19 protein-coding genes and 1 pseudogene are annotated in these 17,532 nt (G+C 70.8%); 10 read left to right on the forward strand and 10 right to left on the reverse strand.

Translation table 11 applies throughout. The features are described 5' to 3' along the window. Positions 1–7: 7 nt before the first annotated feature. The 3 genes from AB0N07_RS23385 to AB0N07_RS23395 are packed head-to-tail and all read right to left on the reverse strand — an operon-like array spanning position 8 to position 3,126. The gene (locus tag AB0N07_RS23385) at positions 8–892 is read right to left on the reverse strand and encodes a carbohydrate ABC transporter permease (RefSeq protein WP_365838052.1); all 885 of its coding nucleotides are present in this window, start codon (positions 890–892) and stop codon (positions 8–10) included. 23 nt (positions 893–915) lie between these two features. Continuing rightward, entirely contained in the window at positions 916–1,827 is a 912-nt protein-coding gene (locus AB0N07_RS23390) for a sugar ABC transporter permease (protein ID WP_365838015.1), read from the reverse strand. A gap of 6 nt (positions 1,828–1,833) precedes the next feature. Further along, entirely contained in the window at positions 1,834–3,126 is a 1,293-nt protein-coding gene (locus tag AB0N07_RS23395; RefSeq protein WP_365838018.1) for a sugar ABC transporter substrate-binding protein, read from the reverse strand. A gap of 221 nt (positions 3,127–3,347) precedes the next feature. Between AB0N07_RS23395 and AB0N07_RS23400 the strand changes: the two genes are divergently transcribed. The 3 genes from AB0N07_RS23400 to AB0N07_RS23410 all read left to right on the forward strand — a co-directional run bounded on the left by AB0N07_RS23400 (position 3,348) and on the right by AB0N07_RS23410 (position 6,478). Then, positions 3,348–4,418, forward strand: a complete 1,071-nt coding sequence (locus AB0N07_RS23400; protein ID WP_365838054.1) for a LacI family DNA-binding transcriptional regulator — start codon at positions 3,348–3,350, stop codon at positions 4,416–4,418. A 403-nt stretch (positions 4,419–4,821) separates the two neighbouring features. Next, the gene (locus AB0N07_RS23405) at positions 4,822–5,931 is read left to right on the forward strand and encodes a C1 family peptidase (protein WP_365838020.1); all 1,110 of its coding nucleotides are present in this window, start codon (positions 4,822–4,824) and stop codon (positions 5,929–5,931) included. 31 nt (positions 5,932–5,962) lie between these two features. Next, a complete protein-coding gene (locus tag AB0N07_RS23410; protein ID WP_365838022.1) occupies positions 5,963–6,478 on the forward strand; it encodes a hypothetical protein in 516 nt (171 codons plus the stop codon). A 53-nt stretch (positions 6,479–6,531) separates the two neighbouring features. On the opposite strand, the gene AB0N07_RS23415 is transcribed toward AB0N07_RS23410, so the two are convergent. Next, the gene (locus AB0N07_RS23415) at positions 6,532–6,840 is read right to left on the reverse strand and encodes a protease inhibitor I42 family protein (RefSeq protein ID WP_365838024.1); all 309 of its coding nucleotides are present in this window, start codon (positions 6,838–6,840) and stop codon (positions 6,532–6,534) included. Between the two features lie 430 nt (positions 6,841–7,270). Between AB0N07_RS23415 and AB0N07_RS23420 the strand changes: the two genes are divergently transcribed. Both AB0N07_RS23420 and AB0N07_RS23425 read left to right on the forward strand, forming a co-directional pair. Further along, the gene (locus AB0N07_RS23420) at positions 7,271–7,480 is read left to right on the forward strand and encodes a hypothetical protein (RefSeq protein ID WP_365838026.1); all 210 of its coding nucleotides are present in this window, start codon (positions 7,271–7,273) and stop codon (positions 7,478–7,480) included. A 47-nt stretch (positions 7,481–7,527) separates the two neighbouring features. Then, positions 7,528–8,136 (forward strand): DedA family protein, encoded by a 609-nt coding sequence (locus tag AB0N07_RS23425; RefSeq protein WP_365838028.1) that lies wholly within the window; start codon positions 7,528–7,530, stop codon positions 8,134–8,136. Positions 8,137–8,157: 21 nt separating this feature from the next. On the opposite strand, the gene AB0N07_RS23430 is transcribed toward AB0N07_RS23425, so the two are convergent. Continuing rightward, complete coding sequence (locus AB0N07_RS23430; protein WP_365838030.1) at positions 8,158–8,307, reverse strand: hypothetical protein; 150 nt, start codon at positions 8,305–8,307, stop codon at positions 8,158–8,160. Between the two features lie 295 nt (positions 8,308–8,602). Here AB0N07_RS23430 and AB0N07_RS23435 point away from each other — a divergent pair, with 295 nt between their 5' ends. Both AB0N07_RS23435 and AB0N07_RS23440 read left to right on the forward strand, forming a co-directional pair. Beyond that, positions 8,603–9,946, forward strand: a complete 1,344-nt coding sequence (locus tag AB0N07_RS23435; RefSeq protein WP_365838032.1) for an amidase family protein — start codon at positions 8,603–8,605, stop codon at positions 9,944–9,946. Between the two features lie 86 nt (positions 9,947–10,032). Beyond that, a complete protein-coding gene (locus AB0N07_RS23440; protein ID WP_365838056.1) occupies positions 10,033–10,674 on the forward strand; it encodes a LysE family translocator in 642 nt (213 codons plus the stop codon). 14 nt (positions 10,675–10,688) lie between these two features. Here the strand turns inward: AB0N07_RS23440 and AB0N07_RS23445 are convergent, their stop codons facing one another. Further along, entirely contained in the window at positions 10,689–11,171 is a 483-nt protein-coding gene (locus AB0N07_RS23445; protein ID WP_365838034.1) for a GNAT family N-acetyltransferase, read from the reverse strand. 55 nt (positions 11,172–11,226) lie between these two features. Beyond that, entirely contained in the window at positions 11,227–11,400 is a 174-nt protein-coding gene (locus AB0N07_RS23450) for a hypothetical protein (RefSeq protein WP_180292383.1), read from the reverse strand. Between the two features lie 371 nt (positions 11,401–11,771). Between AB0N07_RS23450 and AB0N07_RS23455 the strand changes: the two are divergent. From AB0N07_RS23455 to AB0N07_RS23465, 3 genes and pseudogenes are all read left to right on the forward strand, one after another. Beyond that, positions 11,772–12,419 (forward strand): annotated as a pseudogene (locus AB0N07_RS23455) (ABC transporter ATP-binding protein); the annotation flags it as partial. 337 nt (positions 12,420–12,756) lie between these two features. After that, complete coding sequence (locus tag AB0N07_RS23460; RefSeq protein WP_365838036.1) at positions 12,757–13,206, forward strand: hypothetical protein; 450 nt, start codon at positions 12,757–12,759, stop codon at positions 13,204–13,206. Between the two features lie 25 nt (positions 13,207–13,231). After that, positions 13,232–14,068 carry an SDR family oxidoreductase gene (locus AB0N07_RS23465; RefSeq protein WP_365838038.1) on the forward strand — a complete coding sequence of 279 codons (837 nt, stop codon included), beginning with the start codon at positions 13,232–13,234 and terminating at the stop codon, positions 14,066–14,068. Positions 14,069–14,093: 25 nt separating this feature from the next. Here the strand turns inward: AB0N07_RS23465 and AB0N07_RS23470 are convergent, their stop codons facing one another. The 3 genes from AB0N07_RS23470 to AB0N07_RS23480 all read right to left on the reverse strand — a co-directional run bounded on the left by AB0N07_RS23470 (position 14,094) and on the right by AB0N07_RS23480 (position 17,377). Continuing rightward, on the reverse strand, positions 14,094–14,327 hold the full coding sequence (locus tag AB0N07_RS23470; protein ID WP_365838040.1) for a hypothetical protein: 234 nt from the start codon (positions 14,325–14,327) through the stop codon (positions 14,094–14,096). Between the two features lie 76 nt (positions 14,328–14,403). Continuing rightward, on the reverse strand, positions 14,404–15,921 hold the full coding sequence (locus AB0N07_RS23475) for an SDR family NAD(P)-dependent oxidoreductase (RefSeq protein ID WP_365838042.1): 1,518 nt from the start codon (positions 15,919–15,921) through the stop codon (positions 14,404–14,406). 121 nt (positions 15,922–16,042) lie between these two features. Further along, positions 16,043–17,377, reverse strand: a complete 1,335-nt coding sequence (locus AB0N07_RS23480; protein ID WP_365838044.1) for a wax ester/triacylglycerol synthase family O-acyltransferase — start codon at positions 17,375–17,377, stop codon at positions 16,043–16,045. Positions 17,378–17,532: the final 155 nt, after the last annotated feature.

Genomic DNA, 17,532 nt, shown 5'->3' on the forward strand with positions numbered 1-17,532 from the left:
GCGGTGATCAGCCCTTGACCGCTCCCTCGCCGACCCCGCGGAAGAAGTACCGCTGCAGACAGGCGAAGAGGGCGATCAGCGGTGCCACGGCGATGACCGTGCCCGCGGCGACGAGCCGTTCGTCGCCTGCGAAGGTGCCGTGCAGGTAGTTGAGGCCGATGGTCAGCGTGAACTTGGACGGATCGCTCAGCACGATCAGCGGCCACAGGAAGTCGTCCCAGGCGCCCATGAAGGCGAAGATCGCGACGACGGCGATCGTGCCCTTCACCGCGGGCAGCGCGATGCGCAGGAACCGCTGCCGGACGTCGGCGCCGTCGACGTAGGCCGCCTCCTCGATCTCGTAGGGCAGGTTCAGGAAGGCGTTGCGCATCAGCAGCACGTTCATGGCGCCGATGCAGCCCGGCAGCACCACGCCGACCAGGGTGTTGTTGAGGCCCAGCTCCCGCATGGTGGTGAACTGGGCGATGATGATCCCCTCCACCGGTACGAGCATCGCCAGGATGAAGGCGAGGGTGGCCACCCGGCGTCCGCGGTAGCGCAGCCGGGCCAGGGCGTAGCCGGCGAGAGCCGATCCGACGCAGTTGGTGACGACGTTGGCGGTGGCCACCTTCAGGGAGTTGAACGCGTAGTCCCAGACGGGGATGGTGTCGGCGACCCGCTCGTAGTTGTGCAGGGTGGGGTGGCCGGGCAGGAAGGTCGGCGGGGAGCTGTAGATGTCCTCGGTCGACCCCTTGAGCGAGGTGGACAGCTGCCACAGGAACGGGCCGACGGTCAGCGCGAGTACGGCGAGCAACAGCAGGTAGCGCAGGGCGAGTTCCCACGCCCGGATGCGACGGCCGTGCTCGTCGGTGACGCGCACGCGGGGCTCCCGTGCGGGAGCCGGCGCCTCCACGGGTCGTACCTTCTCGACGACGCTCACCTGTCCTCCCTCCGGTCTGCGCGCAGCACGAGCAGCATCAGGGCGACGGTGACGACGAAGACGACGACCGAGATGGCGGAGGCGTAGCCGACGCGGCCGGTGAGGCCGGTGCCGGTGCGCTGGACGAGCATGACGAGGGTGGTGTCCTCGCCGGCCGGTCCGCCGCTCGGGCCCGCCATCAGGTAGACCTCGGAGAACACCTTGAATGCGGCGACCGAGGAGAGCGCGCCGACCAGGACCATGGTGGAGCGGACGGCGGGCACCGTGACGGTCAGGAAGCGGCGGAGGGCGCCCGCGCCGTCGACGGCGGCGGCCTCGTGGAGTTCGCGGGGCACATCGGCCAGCGCCGCCAGATAAATGATCATGTAGTAGCCGAGGCCCTTCCAGACCGTGACGGCCATGGCGCTCAGCAGGAGCAGCCACTGGTCGCTGAGGAAGCCGACCCGCCCGACCCCGATGGTCTCCAGCAGGGAGTTGACCAGGCCGCGTTCGTCGAGCAGCCAGACCCAGATAAGCCCGACGACGACGATCGAGGCGACGACCGGGGTGTAGAAGGCCGAGCGGAAGAAGGTGATGCCGGGGATGTTCTTCTGGACCAGCAGCGCGAGCAGCAGGGGCAGGAGGACGAGGGCGGGAACGACCCCCAGCACGTACAGCGTGCTGTTGCGCAGGCCGATCCAGAACATGTCGTCGTGGAGCAGCTCACGGAAGTTGGCAAGGCCCACGAACCGGCCCGGGATCAGGGTGCGGCGGTCGGTGAAGGCGTTGACCAGGGTGGAGACGAACGGGTACAGGATGAACACGCCGGTGATCAGCAGTCCGGGTGCGGCGAACAGCCAGGGAGTGGTGGGCAGTTGGCGCCGCACACCTCGCACGCCCCGCTCCTGGGACACGGCAGAAGTGGCCATCGCGCGCTAGCCCTGCTGCCGGAGGAGCGTGTTGCAGGCCTTGACAGCGTTGTCGAGAGCCGTCTTGGGGCTCTCCTTGCCCTGCAGGGCCTTGGCCACCTCGTTGCGCAGCGCCGTCTTCATCTGCTCGCTGAACAGGACGGGCGTGTAGTTGATCGCGTTCTTCAGCGACTTGGCGGCGGCGATGCGCACCCGGGTCTCGTCGGTGCCGTCCTCCTTGGTGAAGTACGGGTCGTCCAGTGAGCCGGCGGTGCTGGGGAAGATGGCGACCTTCCTGGCGAAGGACATCTGGTGCTCGGCGTCGGTGATCCAGTGCGCGAAGGCGACCGAGGCGGCCGTGTGCCTGGTCCTGGAGTTGACCATCACGCCCATCACGTACATGTTGACGTGGCCGGTGCTGGTGATCTGGTCGGTGATGCCGATGTTCTTGTACAGGTTGGGCGCCTGCTTCTTGAAGTTGCCGAGGTCCAGGGCGCTGCCGGGGTTCATGGCGACGGCCTCGGTGAGGAACTTCCTGCCGGACGACTCGGGCGTGGCGGTCAGCGCCTGCGGGTCGAGGGCTTTTGCGTCGTACAACTCCTTGTACCTGGTGAGGAGTTGGATGCCCTTGGCGTCGTTGAAGGTGAAGGCGGCGCCCTGCTTGTTCATGAGCTCGACGCCGTAGCGGCCGAAGTCCTCGATGGTGGGCACGTTGGCGAGGGTGGCGACCTTGCCGTCGCTCTTCCTCGCCAGTTCCAGGGCGTCGGCGAAGAGGTCGTCGTACGTCTTCGGCGGCCGGTCGGGGTCGAGTCCGGCCTTCTCGAACAGGGACTTGTTGTAGAACAGCGGGCCGGTGTTGAGGTACCAGGGGAAGGCGTACGTGCCGGTCATGCCCGGTATCCGGTGGCTCGCCCAGGCGCCTGCCAGGTATTCCTTCTTGTACTTGGCGGCGGCCTTGCCGAGGTCGAGGGCGAGTCCGGCCCTGGCGAGCGGGGCGACGAGGTCCGGGGAGACGTTGACGACATCGGGCAGGGTGCCGCCGGCCGCATCGGCGCTGATCTTGTCGGCGTAGCCCTCGGCGGGCTGGTCGACCCACTTCACATGGGTACCCGGGTGCTTCTTCTCGAAGTCGGCGATCACGCCGTCGAAGTAGTCCTTGAAGTTGGCGCGCAGGTTCCAGGTCTGGAAGGTGATGTCGCCCCCGATCTTGCCCGAGGCGCCGCCCGGGCCCCCGCCGTCGCTCCCGGAGCCGCAGGCGCTCAGCGGCAGGAGGAGGGCGGAGACGGCGAGGGCGGCGACGGTTCTGCGGGATGTGGGCACGGTGACACGGCTCCCTTGGCGGCGTCGGCGGCTGGGACGCCAGCGACCTTGCCCGCGACGCTTCGGGAAAGTCAATGGACTGATCCCAGCTAAAGAAATTCAGCCGACATTAGTGCAGGTCAGAGAGGTGTGTCCGAAAACTTGCCAGTCATTACTAATGCGCTTTAGGGTACTTTCGCTCAAGCGCATTAGCTACTGACCTGGAAGAAATGGGGAGCAACGTGCCGGCCAAGCGTTCCCCGGCCCGTCGGTCGACGATGAAGGACATCGCGCAGCGCGCCGGTGTATCCGAGAGCGCGGTCTCCTTCGCGCTCAACGGCCGTCCCGGAGTCTCCGAGGTCACCCGTGACCGGGTGCGCCGGGTCGCCGAGCAGCTGGGCTGGCGGCCCAGCACGGCGGCCCGCCAGCTGTCCGGGGAGGGCGCGGCCACGGTCGGCTTCGTGCTCGCCCGCCGCGCGGACACGCTCGGCGTGGACTCGTTCTTCCTCCAACTGATCTCGGGCATACAGGAGGTGCTGGCGGAGCGTCATCTCGGCCTGCTCTTCCAGGTGGTGGAGGACGTCGCCGACGAGTGCGCGGTCTACCGGCGCTGGTGGGCCGAGCACCGCGTGGACGGCGTCCTGGTCGTCGACCCGCGCACCGACGACCCGCGGCCCGACCTGCTGGACGAACTGGGCCTGCCCGCCGTGGTGATCGGCGGCGCCCCCGACGAACGCCACCCGGGCCTGTCCACGGTGTGGGCGGACGACGCGGGCGCGATGGCCTCGGTGGTGGACGAGCTGTACGCGCTGGGCCACCGCCGCATCGTGCACATCGCGGGCCTTCCGGGCCTCGCCCACACCGAGCGCCGTATCCGCACACTGCGCGCCGAGGCCGAACGCCGGGGCCTGAGCGAGGTGGAGTCCGTCACCACCGACTACTCGGACGCGGAGGGCGCTGCCGTCACCCGCCGGGTCCTCGGACGGCCCGCTCCCCCGACCGCCCTGATCTACGACAACGACGTGATGGCCGTCGCGGGTGTGGCCACCGCGGCCGAACTCGGCTTCTCCGTACCGGCCGACGTGTCGGTGGTGGCCTGGGAGGACTCCGCACTGTGCCGCATGGTCAAGCCCTGGCTGTCCGCCCTGTCCCGCGACAGCGTGGAGTTCGGGCGCACGGCGGCCAGGGAGCTGACCGCGCTGGTGGACGGCGGGCCCGCGCGGACGGTACGGGTGCCGGTGCCCCGGGTGATCGTGCGGGACAGCACCGGGGTGGCACGCAGGGCCGTCGGGATCGATGCGGAAGGCCCCTGACCCCGCACAAGCGCCCGAGCCGCAAGAGGAGTGGTGTCTCTCCCTTGCGGTACCCGCATTCCGGCGTATTCCCGACCCCCTGGTTCTCTGCTTAGCTGCCTCTCGACAGCCGCGGAGCAGGGGTTGCCGCTGTCGCTCGACTACGGGGGTACGGCTGTGAAAGCCTCTCAGAGAACGTGATCTCTCCCAGGCGGGAGTCGGCGAGCAGCACCGTCCGCACCGCCGTTTCGTAGTTGCCACCGTTTCCAGCGTTTCCCGCCGTGCGGCGACGTGTGCCCGCACGGCGCGACGGACGCGCCCCGCCCCGGTCGGACCCGGTCGCGCTCCGCCCTGTCCTGCCCTGCCCGCCGTGCGGCGGCCGGCAGGGGCCCCGACACGCCCCGAGCACGAAGGAGTGTTCCTCATGCCTGTCAACGACCCGCTGGACCTCGACCACCTCAGGTCGGTACTCGACCAGGCGGGCAATCCGTGGCACATGACCACGACCAGCATGACGGCGCTCACCGAGGAGCAGCGCGTGGTGCGCCTCGGTGTCCCCGTCGAGTCCGGTGACCGCTCCGCGATCGAGAGCGCGAAGCAGAGCAACATCGCGGCCGCTCTGTCCGCCACCGCCGACTCGGTCGGCGCGCCCGCCGCGTTCGACCTGCGCAACATCGGCGGCGTCAATTACACGACGCCCGTCAAGAACCAGGGCTCGTGCGGTTCCTGCGTGGCCTTCGGCACCGTGGGCATGATGGAGCACGTCACGCGCTTCAGCTACGGCGCGCCCTGTCTGCCGGTCGACCTCTCCGAGGCGCAGGCGTTCTACTACTACGGCCGCCAGGCCGGCCGCAGCTGCTCCACCGGCTGGTTCCCGGAGCCGCTGGCCGACCAGGCGCGCGACAACGGCATCACCATCGAGGAGTACTTCCCGTACACGGCGGGCGACCAGGACGCCTCGAAGCTGAACGCGGACTGGCCCAACCGGCTGGTGAGGATCGGCTCCTGGCAGTCCGTCACCAACAACCCGGCGGCGATGAAGGAGAACATCGCGCGCTACGGCTCCATCACCGCCTGTTTCCTGGTCTACCAGGACTTCTTCAGCTACTCCAGCGGCGTCTACCGGCACCGCACGGGTGACCTCGCGGGCGGCCACTGCGTCACGCTCGTCGGCTACGACGACGCTCAGCAGTGCTGGATCGGCAAGAACAGCTGGGGTCCGGGCTGGGGCGAGCAGGGCTTCTTCCGCATCGGTTACGGCGAGTGCGGCATCGAGACCTGGCACAACGTGGCGGCGCTCGGCACGCTCATCCACAACTGGCTGCCCGACCAGCGCATCCTCGCGCTGTGGAGCAACGAGACCGACGCCAATGTGTGGGCGTACGGCGAGTTGCGCGGCTGGCTGAACCTCAACGGCTCCGTCGGCGCGACCGACGCGGCGATGCTCGCCGAACTGGCCGCGTCCAAGGCGAACGGCGCCAAGGTCGGCCTGTACGAGGACAACGGCAGCGTCCAGCAGATCTACGCCTGGTGAGACCGGGGAACCAGGGAGAGGAGAGCACGACATGAGCCCGCAGAACAGCGGCCCCAAGCAGCCCGAGCAGCAGCCGCCCACGACGCAGGCGGTCCGCTCCGCGGCCCAGCAGGACGAGGCCGGCCGGCCCGTACTGCTGCCGCCGGGCGTGGACATCGGCCTGAACGGCAACGCGCTCAGCGCGCCGGGCAAGCCTGCCAGTGATGTGATGGTCGCGCGGTTCGAGCAGACGGCATCCGGCGAGGCCAGGCCGACGATCACGCCCGAACTCCGCGGCGACCTGCAGGCGTTCGCGGCGGCGCAGGCCGCCACGGCGATCACGGGCACGTGGACGCAGAACGCGATCGTCGACGCGATGTGGTCGATCAACCAGACCCGCAACGCCTTCCTGCACGTCAAGGGCGGCGCCTGGAAGAAGATCTTCAACGGCAGCGACTGGGCGTTCACCGCGCTGACGACACTGGCCTCCCAGGCCCGTCAGACGGGACGGCCGATCTCCTTCCGTGAGGAGGCCGACGGCCTGGTCCACGAGATCTACCTGCTCTAGCCCCACCGGGCGTGGGGCCGCGTCCGAGCATGCCGGGCGCGGTCCCTCGCGCGTCACTCGACGGTGATCCGCAGTGCGTACCGGTCGGCCACGTCGTCGCCCCACGGCTGCCTGAGCACGAGCTCCAGCCGCCCTTCCCCGGCCTTGGTCGGCCGCAGCCGCAGCACCCGGGTGCCGCCGGCGCCCGGGACGAGCTCTCCCGGCGGCGCATAGTCGCTGGCCGCCACCTCCAGCCCGCCCTCGATGCCCTCGACGTACCACCGGTAGCCGGTGGTGGCGTTCTCGGCCAGCCGCACCACGAGGTAGTCGCCGAGCCCCACCCGCACCTCGCCGTCCTGCGCCGTCACCTGCACCTCGCCCACGGGACCGCACCTCCTCGGCTCTGGTCCTATCGGTGTACCGCGCCTTCCCGTGCGTGGCCAGCCGGTGCGCGCTCAGCACCGAGACGACCTGCAGCCCCCGTCCCGACTCCGCGAGCTCGTCGGCCTGCACGGCGATGGGGATCAGCTCGCTCTCCTCGGTGACCGCGCACACGGCGCAGGACCAGCGGCGGCGAGGGGATGCCCCTGACGGGGGCCTGGCCACCCCATCACCTCCCCGGACGCAACGGACGCGCCGAAGCTGTGGGTCGTGGTGGACGAGGCGACGCTGCGCCGCCCGCTCGGCGGAGCCGAGGTGATGCAGAGATCTGAGCCCGCCGCGCCGCGAGATCCGGCGGCCATCGCGCGAGGACCGCTATCTCGAGGACCACATCCTCCACTTCACACGTGTGTTCGACCGCAGGGCATCCTGATGCGGCTGTACGCCGACCGCTACATCAGCAAGGTGGGCGGCCTGGCCTCGCCGGGCGTCGACGAACTGCGCCGGGTACGGCCGGTACGGCCCGGCGACAGCCTCTCCCTGCGCGCTACCGTGCGGGAGAGCCGCCCGTCCCGTTCCAACGATCCGGTCCTGACCATGACCGCCGTGAACTTCCTGCCGCGCCGGACAGCCGCGGGCTAGGCCGCCGCTGTCGGGTACTCGTACCCGACAGAGAAAGGGGTCGGCAGATGCACGCTCTTGTCGACTGGCTCGCCGACCTGTCCGGGCCCGTGGTCTACCTCGTGGTCACGGCCCTGGTGTTCGCCGAGGACGCGCTGTTCTTCGGGTTCGTCCTGCCGGGCGAGACCGCGGTGATCGTCGGCGGTGTGCTGGCCCGGCGGGGCAACGTGGAGCTGGTCTGGCTGACGCTGGCCGTCGTCCTCGCGGCGATCGCCGGGGACAGCATCGGCTACGAGATCGGCCGGCGCGCCGGACCGCCGCTGCTCTCCCGCGGGCCCCTGCGCCGACGGGCCGAGCGGGTGGAGAAGGCGCGCGACCTGATCCGCCGGCGCGGTCCGGCGGCGGTCTTCGTCGGCCGTTTCGTCGCCCTCTTCCGCTCCCTCGTCCCGGCGATGGCGGGCGCCTCGAGCATGCCGTACCGCCGCTTCCTGCTCTACAACGCCCTCGGCGGCCTGCTCTGGGGTGTCGGCAACGCCCTCCTCGGCTATGCCGCGGGCGCCGCCTACCAACGCGCCGAGACCCTGGTCGGCCGCACCACCGCCCTGGCCTTTGCCGCAATCGTCGTGGTGACCCTTGTCGTCTGGCGAGTACGCCGGCACCGCCGCTCCCACTCCTGAGCCTCCCGCCACGGGGCCGCCTCAGGCCCGTGACCGGTACGGCTCGAAGCGCGCGATCCGCACGGCCTCCCGCGCCAATGTCCCCCTCAGCCGCCCCCGACGGGCCCGTACCGGCGACGGCAGGAGCAGGATGCGGCTCGCGCCGATCGTTCCGGCCCGCGTCACCTCCATGGCGGATGTCCTCGGCCAGCCGGATGCGGGAAGGGGATGCCCTCGACCTCGACGCGGCCCGTGGGGAGCTCCTCCCCCGGGAACGTGTAGCCGGAGCCGTCGGCGGCCGTCAGGACCTGACGTCTTGGACAGGGCCCCATACCCATGAACAGCTCCCGATTCATCCGATGTCTGATGATTGGGTGGCTCCATAGTCCTGTCCAAGAGCGAGTGCTCTCGACGCGGAGGCCGCGGCGGGGCAGAGTGCACTGCGTACTCATGAGTAGTTGCCTGCACCGCACCCCGAGGAGCGCCCGTGACCAGCTGGGTCGGCCGGACCGCCGCCGAGATCGCCGCCGCCGTACGCGAGAAGCGGGCCACGCCCCGTGAAGTGGTGACCGAGCATCTCGACCGGATCCAGCGGCTGGACGGACGGGTCGGGGCGTTCCGGGTGGTGCGGGCCGAGGCGGCGCTCGCCGAGGCCGACGAGCTGGCCTCGCGTCACGATCTGGCCGAACTGCCGTTGGCCGGTGTGCCGGTGGCGGTCAAGGACAACCTGGCCGTGCGCGGCGAGTCCAACCGCGTGGGCTCCGCCGCGACGCCGGACACGCCCGCCACCGACGATCACATCACGGTGGCCCGGCTGCGGGCGGCGGGCGCGGTGGTCGTGGGGCTGACGAACGTGCCCGAGCTGTGCGTCTTCGGCACCACCGAGGGCGTCCACGGCACCGCCCGCAACCCCTGGGACCCGAGCCGCACGGCGGGCGGTTCCTCGGGCGGCAGTGCGGCCGCGGTCGCCGCCGGCCTGGTGCCGATCGCGCTCGGCAACGACGGCATGGGCTCGCTGCGCATCCCGGCCGCCAACTGCGGCCTGGTCACCATCAAGCCGGGCCACGGGGTCGTCCCGGCGGGCATCAGCGACGGCGACTGGTTCGGCATGTCCGAGAACGGTCCGCTCGCCACGACGGTCGAGGACGCGCGCCTGATGCTGGCGGTGCTGGCGGACACCGAGACGGCGCCGCCGTCCGAGCCCGCCATGCGCAAGATCGCCGTCTCGCTGCGCAGCCCCCTGGCCGGCGTCACCATCAGCACGCCCTACACGACCGCGGCCCGCGACGCGGCCGGTGTCCTGATCAAGGCCGGCCACCAGGTCCGCCGCGCCGACCCGCCCTATCCGCTCTCCCTGAGCACGATGTCCCTCGCCCACTGGACCGCGGGCACGGCAGTGGACGCCCAGGGCCTGGACCCGCGCCTGCTCAACCGGCGCACCCGCGTGCACGCCACGATCGGCCGCCGCTTCCTGGGCAGCGTCCGGGGCGGCGACAGCCGGGAGCGACTGCGCCGCCGCATGGAGCCGTTCTTCACCGAGTACGACGTCCTGCTCACCCCCGCGCTCGCCCGCCGCTCCCCCAGGTCGGTGGCCTGGCACGAGCGGGGCTGGCTGGCCAACGTCCTCGCCAACACCAACTACTCGCCCCTGACCCCGCCGTGGAACCTGACCGGCTGGCCCGCCATGTCCGTCCCCTTCGGCACCCTGTCCTCGGGCGCCCCCTGTGCGATCCAGCTCGTGGGCCGCCCCGGCTCGGAGGCGATGCTCCTGGAGGTGGCACAGCAACTGGAGAAGCTGCATCCGTGGCAGCGGACGGCGCCGATGGACTAGGAGCTCTGCCGAGGCGTGGTCCGGTGCGGTGGACCCCGGGAAAATCGGGCTGAAGAGCGGCACCTGCCCGTGTTTGCATGGATCGCATGATGTCCACCGACCGTCTGCTCGCCTTCGCGGCGCTTTCCTTCCTGCTGATCGTGATACCCGGGCCAAGTGTGCTGTTCGTGATCGGACGGGCGCTCGCGCAGGGGCGCCGGGCCGCGCTGACCACCGTGGTGGGCAACACGCTCGGCGCCTGTCTGCTGGTGGTGGCGGTGGCGTTCGGTATCGGGTCCGTCGTGGAACGCTCGGTGCTGGTCTTCACCGTGCTCAAGCTGGCCGGCGCGCTCTACCTGGTGTACCTCGGGGTGAAGGCGTGGCGTGAACGAGGGTCGCTGCGGGCCGCGTTCACGGGCGGTGAGGTGCCCGCGCACAGCGGGCTGCGCACCTTCTGGGAGGGGTTCGCGGTCGGTGTCACGAACCCGAAGACCATCGTGTTCTTCGCGGCCGTACTGCCGCAGTTCGTGGACCGCGGCGGCGGACACGTCACGGTGCAGATGCTGCTGCTCGGCGTGGTCTTCAACGTGATCGCGCTGGCCTCCGACAGCGTGTGGGGCCTGATCGCGTCCACCGCCCGCGGCTGGTTCGCCCGCTCCCCGCGCCGGCTCTCCGTGGTCGGCGGCGTCGGCGGCCTGACCATGATCGGCCTCGGGGTGACGGTGGCCGTGACAGGGCGCAAGGACTAAGGCCTGGCCGGGCCCTACAGCGCCCGGTACATCACATGCAGTCCCACCCGGCCGTAACGCGGATGCTCGTACGCCTCCGGGACCGTGCCCAGGATCTCGAAGCCCAGGGACGTCCACAGGCGCACGGCCGGGTTCGTCTCGACGACGGCGTTGAAGACCATCGCCCGGTAGCCCTCGGACCTGGCGGCGGCCAGGACGTGTTCGGCGAGGACGCGGCCGATGCCGCGGCCCGCCCGGTCGGGGTCGACCATGAAACCGGCGTTGGCGATGTGCGCCGCTGGGCCGCCGTAGTTGGGAGTGACGTAGGCCGAGCCGACGACGGCGCCGTCCTCGTCCTCGACGACGTAGACACGCTTGGCCGGGTTCATCCAAAGGGCCCGGGCCGCCTCCTCGGAGGTGTCCGGGTCCCAGGCGTAGGTCTCTCCTGCGGCGACGATGCGGTGCCAGAAAGGCCAGATCCGCGGCCAGTCCTCGGCCGCGGCTTCTCTGATCTGCATGGGCGTGAGTCTCGCACGCCCATGCAGTCGGCGATCGCGAAGGTCCTGCCGGGGTTCAGTCGACGCTGGGCAGGATGTGGGGCTCGGCGAGGTCGTCCTCGTAGCCTGCCAGGCGGATGGGGGCCGCGTGGGCCCAGACTTCCAGGCTGCCGAGTTCGTCCGACCGTCGGCCGGGGCGCTCCGTGCGTTCCTTGGGGCGCTGTTCGCGATTCGTCTTCTCCGGTGTCACCGCGCACTCCTTATGTGTCGGGTCACCCTCGGGGCGTGCCGGCCACTTGCGGTCCGGCGCCTGACGCCCGCTCGGGTGTGAGTCGAAAGCAGTTCGGACGCGGTGGCGCCGGCAACTCGTGTGAGAACAGGCCGCTGTCTGCCGGCTTGCCCCGGGACGGACGTGGGTGTGGGTTGGACCCGTTGGCGCTGTCCGTCCACTCCAGATTAACCAAATGAGCGGCCATCCGCTCTATGGGGCTGAAAACTTGGGGTTACTGTCATGAGTCGTCCGGTTTCAGACCCCTCTCCTGTCACTCGTTAGGTAGACAGGCGGGCCAAAGGGGCAACGCCCGTTCCAAGCTGGGTGCGAGGGACCTGTCCGGGAGGGTCATGGCGTCTGTCACCTTCGACCGGGCCACCCGGTGCTTCCCGTCGATGGACCGGCCGGCCGTGGACTCGCTCGACCTCGAGATCGGAGACGGTGAGTTCATGGTCCTGCTCGGCCCTTCCGGTTGTGAAAAGTCGACCTGCCTGCGCATGCTCGCCGGACGTGAGGACGTCGACTCGGGTTCGATCCTCGTCGGCGTCCGGTACGTGACCCATCTTCCGCCCAGGGACCGCGACACCGCGATGGTGTTCCAGGACTACGCCCTGTACCCGCATTTGTCGGCTGCCGACAACATCGGCTTCGCCCTGAGGATCGCCCGCATGTCCCGGGTGTGCGCCCGGCAGCGCGTCGAGCACGCCGCGCGTGTCCTCGATCTGGAGCAGTTCCTGGGCCGTCGGCCCAGGTCACTGGCGGGCGGCGAGCGGCAGCGGGTCGCGACGGCGCGGGTGCTCGTGCGGGATCCACGGGTCTGTCTGATGGACGAGCCGTTGTCCAATCTCGACGCCCGGCTGCGGGCGCAGACCCGTATACAGATCGTGCGGCTGCAGCAGCATCTCGGCATCACCACGGTGTACGTCACCCACGACCAGGCCGAGGCGATGGCCGTGGGTGATCGCCTGGCCGTGCTCAGGGACGGTGTGCTGCAGCAGGCGGGCCGAGAGGGTCGGGGACACAGGCGCCGTCGTCCACCTCCATACGACGGCGTGGTCCGGCGAGGGGCTCGCCCGGCTGGTCGTCCGGCTCCCGGGACGCTCCACGTACGGCGCCGGGGCCACCTTGCGGGTGGCGGTCCGCGCGGACGGCGTGCACTGCTTCTCGGCCCTGACGGGACAGCGGCTTCCCGGGGACGCGGATGCCCCGCCGGTGACGTGAGATCACGGAGCGCGGTGAAGCGGCCACGCAGTTCAAGTCCCGTTGGCCGAATCGCAAGGCGGCCATGATCTGCTGGCGGGACGGCAACGGCTTGTCCGGCGGAAGGACTGGCGCATGGAGCTGCGCAGTGTCGAGGAGCTGATGGATCTGCTGTACGCCTGCCGGGGCTCGTGGGGCGCCCCGGGCCTGCGAAGTCGCCGGGTGGATCTGCACCAGCATGCGCTGCAGACCGCCGCACTGCTGCGGCGCCGCCGCCCCGCCGACAAGGAGCTCCAGGTCGCGGGCCTGGTCCATGCGATCGGCCCGCTGCTGCGGCCGGGCGACGAGAGCTCCCACCCGGAGTGCGCGGCCGACGCGGTGCGGGGCCTGCTCGGGGAGCGGGTCGCCCGGCTGGTGCGCGAGCAGCATCGCGGCGGGCTGCCCGCCGACGAGGATCTGCAGCACCTGCGCCAGGCGGACGAGGAGGGCCGCACCGTGGGCTTCGACGCGGGGGTGCTGGAGGACTGGCGCACCGTGCTGGAGCTGGTCGCCGCACGCAACTCCCGCCTCGGGGCTGTTGACTGACGGCCCGTCATGAGACGGTACGGCGATGACGTCGTCGTACGCACTCAAGGGGCACGCATTCGACGGGTACGGGCTCGAGGGCAGGGCCGCGATCGTCACCGGGGCGACCCGCGGGATCGGGCGTGCCGTCGCAGGGCAGCTGGCCGCTGCAGGGGCGCTGGTGTGCGTGACCGCGCGGGACGCGGACGAGGTGCGCTCCACGGCCGAGGAACTGGGCGGCATCGGGGTGAGCGGCAGCGTCGCTGATCCGGATCATCTGCGGGAGGTCACGGAGCGGGCCCTGCGCGCCTTCGGCCGGATCGACGTCGTGGTCAACAACGCGGCGACGAACCAGCCGTACGGGCCGCTCATGGAGGCCGATCCCGATGCCTGGCGGGAGGCGTTCGCCGTGAACGTCGAGGCGCCGCTCGGGCTGGTGCAGGGGGCGTGGCGGGCCTGGATGCGCGAGCACGGCGGCTCGGTCGTCAACGTCTGCACGGAGGGCGCGGGGCATGTCGGGCCGAACGTCGGCGCGTACGGCACCAGCAAGGCGGCCCTGCTGCATCTGACGCAGCAGCTCGCCGGGGAACTCGCGCCGAAGGTACGGGTCAACTCGGTCTCCCCAGGGCTGGTGCGCACCGAGATGGCGCGGTTCGTGTGGGAACCGGGCGAGAAGGAGCTGGCCGGCGGGCTGCCGCTGGGGCGCATCGGTGAGCCGGAGGACGTCGCGCGGGCCGTGGTGTGGCTGGCCTCGGACGCCGCACAGTGGATCACTGGCGCGGATCTGCTGGTGGACGGGGGCACACGCGTCAGGACGGCGCACTCCGCGCGGGAGTACGCCGTCCACGACCGTCTTCGCTCATACGCACCACCTCGCTCATGACGGTGGCTACGGCGCTGTGGCTCCCTCACGGGAACAGTGCGATCCCCAGGAGGATCAGCAGGATGACGCCGGCGACGAGCGCGACCGTGGCCCACGTGCCGCGGTGCTTCACCGAACTCCCGCCACCGCCGCCGCGCGGCCGGTCCTCCGGCAGTACGGCATGGTCGGGGCGGTCGCTGCCGTAGAACTGTTCGTCGGTCGGATAGCGGTTGCGCGGGTCGTTCTGCGCTCGCGGATCAATGCTGTGTGGACTGCTCATTGGTCACTCCCTGGCGCGGTAATCACCAGGGTCCGGGTTCCCTGCGGGCGCCGGGCCACACGTCGGGGCCGGTGGCTCACCACTTGCCGGGCGCGTAGTCCTTCAGGAAGACGCCGTACAGGTCCTCGCCCTGCTCGCCGCGCACAATCGGATCGTAGACCCGTGCGGCCCCGTCTACCAGGTCGAGCGGGGCGTGGAAGCCCTCCTCGGCCAGGCGCAGCTTGTCGTAGTGGGGGCGTTCGTCGGTGATCCAGCCGGTGTCGACCGAGGTCATCAGGATGCCGTCGGTCTGGAACATCTCCTGGCCGCTGGTCCGGGTGACCATGTTCATGGCGGCCTTGGCGGCGTTGGTGTTGGGGTGCCCCGCGCCCTTGTAGCCGCGGCCGAAGACGCCCTCCATCGCGGAGACGTTCACGACGTACGCGCGTCCGCTGTCAGCCTTCCTCGCGGCGTCCGCCATGACCGGGCGCAACTTGCTGATCAGGATGAACGGCGCCGTGTAGTTGCACAGCTGGGTCTCGAGGAGCTCGACCGGGGAGATCTGCTCGATGGTCTGCACCCAGGTGTTGGTGTCGACGACGTCGGGGACCAGTCCGCCGGCGTCGATGGCGGTGCCGTCCAGGTGCCGGGCGACGCTGGCGTTGCCGGCGACCAGGGCGAGGTCGGCGACCTGCTGGGCGTCCAGGCCGCTGGTGCCGAGGGGCAGTGCGGCGAGGCCGTCGACCGCGCCGGAGTTGAAGGCGCCGATGACGTGGTGGGCGGGCAGCTCCCCAGCGGGCAGCGGGGCGCTCTCGCCGTCGACCAGGGCTGCGTAGGCGGAGGGCAGGCGGCGCACGGTCTGCGTCGCGTTGTTGACGAGGATGTCGAGCGGGCCCGCCTCGGCGACCTGGTCGGCGAGGGCCACGGCCTGTGCCGGGTCGCGCAGGTCGATGCCGACGACCTCCAGGCGGTGCATCCAGTCCGCGGAGTCGTCCATGGCCTTGAAACGGCGGATGGCGTCCTTGGGGAAGCGCGTGGTGATGGTGGTGTGCGCGCCGTCGCGCAGCAGCCTGAGCGCGATGTACATGCCGATCTTGGCGCGGCCGCCGGTGAGCAGGGCGCGCTTGCCGGTGAGGTCGGCGCGGGCGTCGCGCTTGTCGCGGTTGAGGCGGGCGCAGTCGGGACAGAGCTGGTGGTAGAAGTAGTCGACTTCCACGTACCGGGTCTTGCAGGTGTAGCAGGAGCGGGGGCGCTGGAGTATCCCCGCGATCCTGCCCTCCGCCGTCGCCGACGACGGCAGGATGCCCTCGGTCTCGTCGTCGATGCGCTGGGCGGAGCCGGTCGCCGTGGCTTCCGTGACCGCCTTGTCGTGGGCGGTCTTGGCGGCCCGGCGCTCCTGGCGGCGGCGCTGCTTGACCGTGCGGTAGATGCCCGCGGTGGCCCGGCGCACGGCGATCGCGTCCGGGTGGTCGACCTCCAGCTTGTCCAGTTCCTCCAGCACGCTGAGGCAGACGGCGAGCCGCTCCGGGTCGATGCCGGGGCCGTACACGACCTCGTCACCCGGCTCGTACACGACCTCGTCCGTGATCGCCGAGCCTTCGTCTGTCACCGTCATCGCGCTGCCGTTTCCCTGATCACCCGCGCGGCGCTCCGACCGCGTCCGCTTTCGAACGGGGAATTGTACGGAGCGCCGGGCCGGTCCTCCAAAATCCGGGCGAGAGGGCCCGACAAGGAGGTCAGGAGCCGCAGGCGGTGATGAGCGTGTCGACCTCCTCGGTGAGGGCGGTGGCCAGCCGGTCCAGGTCCGGTACGGCCTGGGCGTCGGCGACGAGGCCGTAGTGGACGTGTCCGCGGTAGGTGGAGACGGCCACCGCCAGGGACTGGCCGCGGGCCAGCGGCGCGAACGGGAAGACCTGCGTGACCGGGTTGCCGCCGAGCTTCAGGCCGAGGCTGGGCAGCGGCACGCTGGTGACCAGGATGTCGAACCAGAGCCGGGCGGCCTGGCTGACCAGCGGTCCGCCGAGCCGGTGGCCGAGCGCGGGCACATGGTCGGCGAGCAGGGCGACCGCGCCCGCGCCCCGGTTGGGGCCGGCGTCCTTGTTGCGGTCCATGGCGGAGCGGACCGTGTCGAGGCGGCCGAGCGGGTCGGGGTCGTCGACGGGAAGCCTTATCACGTAGCCGGAGAGCCGGTTGCCCTGTGGGCTGGCGGTGCGCGGGCGGCGCTTGGAGACGGGGATCAGGGCGCGCGGCCGGACCCCGTCGCTGCCGTCGCCGCGCTCGTCGAGCCAGCGGCGCAGGGCGCCCGCGACCAGGGCGATCAGGACGTCGTTGACGGTACCGCCCTGGGCCTTGCGGATGCGGTGCACGTCGTCGAGGTCGAGGACCACGCCGGCGGTACGGCGGGTGCCGGTGGCCTCGGCGGTGAACGCGGTCGAGGAGCGCACCCCCAGGCTGGACACGGCCAGCGAGGCGCCGATGTCGAGGGCGCGCCCCACGTCGGACAGGGTGCCCCGGACCAGCCCGGGCAGCTTGCGCACGTCGGGCAGCAGGCCCGGCCTTGCCTCCGCGGGGCGGGGCTTGCGCTCCGGCATATCCATCGGGTCCAGGATGGCGGCGGCGAGGGTCAGCGCGCGCAGACCGTCGGCCAGGGCGTGGTGGAACTTGAACAGCACCGCGAAGGACACCCCGTCGTCCCCCGGCAGCACATGGGCCTCCCACGGCGGCCGGTCGCGCTCCAGCGAGCGCTCCATGAGCCGGCCGGCCTCGGCGTGGAAGTCCGCGGTCGGGGCGTGCAGCCGCACGTGGTGGAGGGGATCGAAGCCGGGGTCGGGCTCACGGGTGGCGCTGCCGAAGGACAGCGGCCGCAGCGGGGACGGCTGCCATATGTCCCGGATGCGCATCCGCAGCCCGGGTACGGACGCGGCCCGCGCGGCGAGCAGGTCGGCGGCGTGGGCGCCCGCGGTGGGCGAGTGCGCCGAGAAGATCCCCAGCGCGCCGAGGTGCATGGGGTGTTCGGCGGACTCGATGTTCCAGAACGCCAGGTCGAGAGGAGCGAGCAGGTCAGAAGTCAATGGCTTGCCTCGCGTCGACGAAGGGTGAGCCAGCAGTCAACCTCCCCCAGGCGATTACGGCAACACCGTTGCGTTTGAGTCTTGAGCCGCAGGTCAAGCCCGGGTGAATGACGCAACGGGACGTCCTGATAGATCAACTTGTTGTCGAGGCAAGG

Source organism: Streptomyces sp. NPDC051172, assembly GCF_040682555.1.
Lineage (GTDB): Bacteria > Actinomycetota > Actinomycetes > Streptomycetales > Streptomycetaceae > Streptomyces.

Coding starts and splice junctions, on each gene's coding strand:
- AB0N07_RS23445 (WP_365838034.1), bottom strand. CDS start 11,171: ATGCAGATCAGAGAAGCCGCGGCCGAGGACTGGCCGCGGATCTGGCCT.
- AB0N07_RS23405 (WP_365838020.1), top strand. CDS start 4,822: ATGCCTGTCAACGACCCGCTGGACCTCGACCACCTCAGGTCGGTACTC.
- AB0N07_RS23440 (WP_365838056.1), top strand. CDS start 10,033: ATGATGTCCACCGACCGTCTGCTCGCCTTCGCGGCGCTTTCCTTCCTG.
- AB0N07_RS23420 (WP_365838026.1), top strand. CDS start 7,271: ATGCGGCTGTACGCCGACCGCTACATCAGCAAGGTGGGCGGCCTGGCC.
- AB0N07_RS23465 (WP_365838038.1), top strand. CDS start 13,232: ATGACGTCGTCGTACGCACTCAAGGGGCACGCATTCGACGGGTACGGG.
- AB0N07_RS23410 (WP_365838022.1), top strand. CDS start 5,963: ATGAGCCCGCAGAACAGCGGCCCCAAGCAGCCCGAGCAGCAGCCGCCC.
- AB0N07_RS23470 (WP_365838040.1), bottom strand. CDS start 14,327: ATGAGCAGTCCACACAGCATTGATCCGCGAGCGCAGAACGACCCGCGC.
- AB0N07_RS23430 (WP_365838030.1), bottom strand. CDS start 8,307: ATGGAGGTGACGCGGGCCGGAACGATCGGCGCGAGCCGCATCCTGCTC.
- AB0N07_RS23425 (WP_365838028.1), top strand. CDS start 7,528: ATGCACGCTCTTGTCGACTGGCTCGCCGACCTGTCCGGGCCCGTGGTC.
- AB0N07_RS23460 (WP_365838036.1), top strand. CDS start 12,757: ATGGAGCTGCGCAGTGTCGAGGAGCTGATGGATCTGCTGTACGCCTGC.
- AB0N07_RS23390 (WP_365838015.1), bottom strand. CDS start 1,827: ATGGCCACTTCTGCCGTGTCCCAGGAGCGGGGCGTGCGAGGTGTGCGG.
- AB0N07_RS23475 (WP_365838042.1), bottom strand. CDS start 15,921: ATGACGGTGACAGACGAAGGCTCGGCGATCACGGACGAGGTCGTGTAC.